General features: G+C 69.7%; 4 protein-coding genes and 1 pseudogene. 1 reads left to right on the forward strand and 4 read right to left on the reverse strand.

The features are described 5' to 3' along the window. From DQP58_RS26020 to DQP58_RS26035, 4 genes are all read right to left on the reverse strand, one after another. Nucleotides 1-1,064: FGGY family carbohydrate kinase (locus DQP58_RS26020; protein WP_112710920.1), on the reverse strand; the 1,064-nt coding region annotated here is incomplete at its 3' end. Further along, nucleotides 1,061-2,464, reverse strand: coding sequence for a mannitol dehydrogenase family protein (locus tag DQP58_RS26025; RefSeq protein ID WP_112710921.1), 1,404 nt, complete (start codon nt 2,462-2,464; stop codon nt 1,061-1,063). The genes DQP58_RS26025 and DQP58_RS26020, both read right to left, overlap by 4 nt. Nucleotides 2,465-2,512: 48 nt before the next feature. After that, the gene (locus DQP58_RS26030) at nt 2,513-2,857 is read right to left on the reverse strand and encodes a DUF732 domain-containing protein (protein WP_112710922.1); all 345 of its coding nucleotides are present in this window, start codon (nt 2,855-2,857) and stop codon (nt 2,513-2,515) included. A gap of 154 nt (nt 2,858-3,011) precedes the next feature. After that, complete coding sequence (locus DQP58_RS26035) at nt 3,012-3,350, reverse strand: DUF732 domain-containing protein (protein ID WP_112710923.1); 339 nt, start codon at nt 3,348-3,350, stop codon at nt 3,012-3,014. A gap of 449 nt (nt 3,351-3,799) precedes the next feature. Here DQP58_RS26035 and DQP58_RS26045 point away from each other — a divergent pair. Continuing rightward, nucleotides 3,800-3,979: pseudogene (locus DQP58_RS26045) on the forward strand (hypothetical protein); the annotation flags it as partial. Nucleotides 3,980-3,988 lie beyond the last annotated feature (9 nt).

The following is a 3,988-nucleotide window of genomic DNA, read 5'->3' on the forward strand; positions in this document are numbered from 1 at the left end:
ACCGCGGCCCGGGCCAGGTTGGCCGGCGTCGCATTGGACCCCCGCAGCCCGTGCAGCGCCCCGGTCGCGTTGGGCCGGTTGGGGGTTCGTTCGCCCTCCAGATAGGGGACCAGTACCAGCCCCGCGCTGCCCGGCGGCGCCGACAGCGCGAGGCGGGACAGCTCGTCGTGGTCGACCCGCAGCATGGCGGCGGCCGCGTCCAGCACCCGCGCGCCGTTGAGGGTGCACACCAGCGGGAGGTAGCGTCCGGTGCCGTCGGCGAATCCGGCGACGAATCCCGTGTCGTCGCGGACGGGATCCGCGGTGACGGCGGCCACCACGCCCGATGTCCCGATCGAGACCGTCACGTCGCCCTCTTCGGTACCCAGGCCCAGCGCGGCGGCGGCGTTGTCGCCCAGGCCGGCGCCGAATATCGTTGTGCCGCTGACGGTTCGGCTCGCCGGACCGAGCACGCTCGGCAGCCCGGGGCGCCGGCCACGCAAGCCCAGTTCCAGCAGATCGAACCGGTAAGCGCCGGTGGCCGCGTCGTAATAGCCGGTGCCGCTGGCGTCGCTGCGGTCGGTGCTCAGGGCCGCGACGTCGGCGTCGCCGCGCAGGCGCCACGTCAACCAGTCGTGCGGCAGGCAGACCGCCGCGGTGCGGTCGGCGTGGTCGGGCTCGTGGTCGGCCAACCAGCGCAGCTTGGCCACCGTGATCGCGGCCAGCGGCACGACGCCGACGGCCCGCGCCCACGCCCGCGCGCCACCCAACTCGTCGACGAGTGCGCGCGCGGCGTCGGCCGAGCGCACGTCGTTCCACAGCAGCGCGGGGCGCACCACCCGTCCGGTCGCGTCCAGGCACACCATGCCGTGCTGCTGCGCGCCGACGGCGACCGCGTCGACGCCGTCCAGGCCGCCCGCGGCCGCGATGGCCGCGCGGGCGGCGGATTCCCAAGCCGCAGGGTCGATTTCGGTGCCGCGCGGATGGCCGGCGTGACCCTCGCGGACCACCTGGCCGGTGGCGGCGTCGCACACCAGCACCTTGCAGGACTGGGTGGAGGAGTCGACGCCCGCGACCAGGGTCACGGTGCGTCGGCCCCGATCAACGCCCGCAGGGTGGCGCGTGCGCCGTGCCGGTACAGCGAGTCCAACGCCCACACGTAGGCCTCGCGAAAACGCTCCTGGTCGACGAGGTCGCCGAAGACCGAACGGTTGGCCAGGAATGCGACGGGGTCGTCGCGTTGCGAGCGGGCGAGCGGGACGAGGGTGTCGGCCAGGCGGTCCACCACCTCGATCGGCTCGCCCTGTTCGTCGACGCCCTCGGCGTAGCGCGCCCAGCTCGCGACGATCGCCGCGGACAGCCGCACCGCCCCGCCGGTGCGCAGGTTGTCGCGCACCACCGGCAACAACCACTTCGGGATGCGGTCCGAGGATTCGGCGCACAGCCTGGCGACGGTGTCGCGGATGTAGGGGTTGGCGAAGCGCGGCAGCAGCCCGACCCGGAACTCGTCGAGCCCCGGAATGCGCTGCAGCGTCGGCATGGCCTCCGAATTCATATAGCGGGCAAGGAATTCCGCGATCGCCGGATCCTGGGCGGCGTCGTGCACCAGCCGGTATCCGGCGAGGTAGGCGAAATAGCACAGTCCCTGATGCCCGGCGTTGAGCAGCCGCAACTTCATCGCCTCGTACGGCGCCACGTCCCCGACGAGTTGCACCCCGGCTTGATCCAGCGGTGGTCGGCCGTCGGCGAAGTGATCCTCGACGACCCACATGGCGAACGGTTCGGCGATGACGGGCCAGGCGTCGGCCACCCCGAATTCGGACTCCAGTCGCTCGAGCACGTCGGGTGTGGTCACCGGGGTGATCCGGTCGACCATCGAGTTGGGAAAGGTGGTCTTCTCGCGCATCCATTGCGCGAGTTCGGGATCGACCCGCTCGGCGTAGGAGGTGAACACGCGTCGGGCCACGTCTCCGTTGCCGGCGATGTTGTCGCACGAGACGATCGTGGGGGAGGGCAGTCCGCGCTGCCGGCGCCGGTTGCACGCCTCGGCCACCAAGCCGAACACCGCGCTCAGGGGTGGCTGGTAGCCGCCCTCGGTGATGGTGAGCGAGATGATCCGGGTGGCGGGCGCGGCCAGCAGCTCGATCACCGACTCGGGATCGTCGGGCGCATAACGGTAGTCGACGATCGAGCCGATGACCCGCGGTTCCCGCGTGCCGTCGGGGTGCTCGAGGATCAGCGTGTAGAGGTGGTCCTGGCCGCGCAGCGCGTCGCGCATGCGCTCGTCGCCCGGCAGCACGCCGACCCCGCAGATGCCGAAGTCGCGGGCGAGGCCGTCACCGAGCAAGCGGTCGATGTACATGGCCTGATGCGACCGATGGAACCCGCCGACGCCGAAATGCGCTATGCCGACGCCGATCTGGCTGCGGTCATAGGTCGGGACCGGGATCTTCAGGCCGGCCAGGCTCCGTGCGCTCAGCTTCACTCGAGTGTCACCTTAGCGCGGACCGGCCTGCCGGCCACTAGTTCGCCGTCAGGCGGTGGGGCACAGGTCGCGCAGGGCGAAGATGACGACATCGGCGGCCTGGCGGCCGTTGATCCCGCCGGTGCCCTGGTCGGCGTCGGAGCGTTGCAGCGCCAAGCCCTCCAACTGTTGCGGAGCGGCGCCCCAGGACAGCTGCTGGCACAGGTCGGCGCCCATCTGTAAGAGCTCCGGGTCGCCGCCGTTGACGGCGTGGATGCCGGCGTTGTGCAGGTCGTTGATGAAGGCGGCCCCATCGGCCCGCGCCGGCCCGGCGCACAGCACCCCGGCCAGCAAAAGTGGGCCACTGGCCAGCGCCGCGCTCACCAACCGGCCATATCGCCTGCGTGCCGCCATCCAACCTTCTCCTTTTATGTCTGTGCCCGATGCGGATGATGCACTTTTACACAAAAGTGCGACGACCCGCCGCGCAAAGAATTCGGGAGAGTGAATAGTCGGCGAAGAACGACTGGCCGCTAGGCCGCCGAAGTGTGGTGGGTCGGGGTGGGGTCTAGCTGGGGCACAGGTCGCGCATGGCGTAGACGACCACGTCGTTGGCCTGTTGAGCGCTGAGCCCGCCGGAGCCCTGCTGGTCGTCGGAGCGCTGCAGCGCCAGGCCTTCGAGTTGCGCCGGAGGAGCGCCCCAGGATATTTGCTGGCACACGTTCAGGCCGGCTTGCAGCAGGGCGGCGTCGCCGCCCGTGACGGCGTGGACCCCGTCGCGGTGCATGTCATTGAGGAACCCGGCCGCGTCGGCCTGCGCTGGGCTGGCCCAGACGAGACCGGCGAGAAGCGGGGCGCCGAACAGGGCTGAACCGATGAACCCGGTGGCGAGACGACGTGGTGACATAGCCCCTTCTCCTCTTTTCGTCAACAGTTCTAATCTCGATGTTAACTTCTCCGTAACCTCGGAAACGATAACTGTTCACCAACAGTTTCCTGTGAAGGACCTGCGCAAAAATAAAGTCCGTGAGATTTGAAGTCGTCCGGCCGCGCATCCGGGCGGCTCGCGTCGAGGCGAAAACGACACGCCGCTCAGGTGCGCGGCCGAGGGCACGAATCGCTGACGACGGCTGCAGCGCAGGCGTGTTCGCGCAGGTCGATCGGTGTATGCCGGGCCTGTTCCGATTCGTGACGCCGTTGTGACGTCACCATTTGGAAACGGCGCGGTGCGGCGTGGCGCGCGTCGCGCGTCGCCTGCTGACAATTGGCGCGGTCGTGAAAAGCGGCCTCGGTACGGCTAGGCGGGCCTGCTGCACCAAGTGATTGCGGAAATAGCTGAGCGTGAATAAAGGAGAGTTGACGCTGATGGCGATCGTCGATCGGTTCAACATCAAAGTAGTTGCCGGCGCTGGGTTGTGCGGAGCTGCTATCGCGTTGAGCCCCGACGCGGCGGCCGCCCCGCTGATTACGGGCGGCCACGCGTGCATTGAGGGGCAGTCGGGCGAGGTGGCGCCGGCCGCCGGTGGCCCCGTCGCGGGCATGTAG

The organism is Mycobacterium colombiense, assembly GCF_003284975.1.
GTDB classification, from domain to species: Bacteria; Actinomycetota; Actinomycetes; order Mycobacteriales; family Mycobacteriaceae; genus Mycobacterium; species Mycobacterium europaeum_A.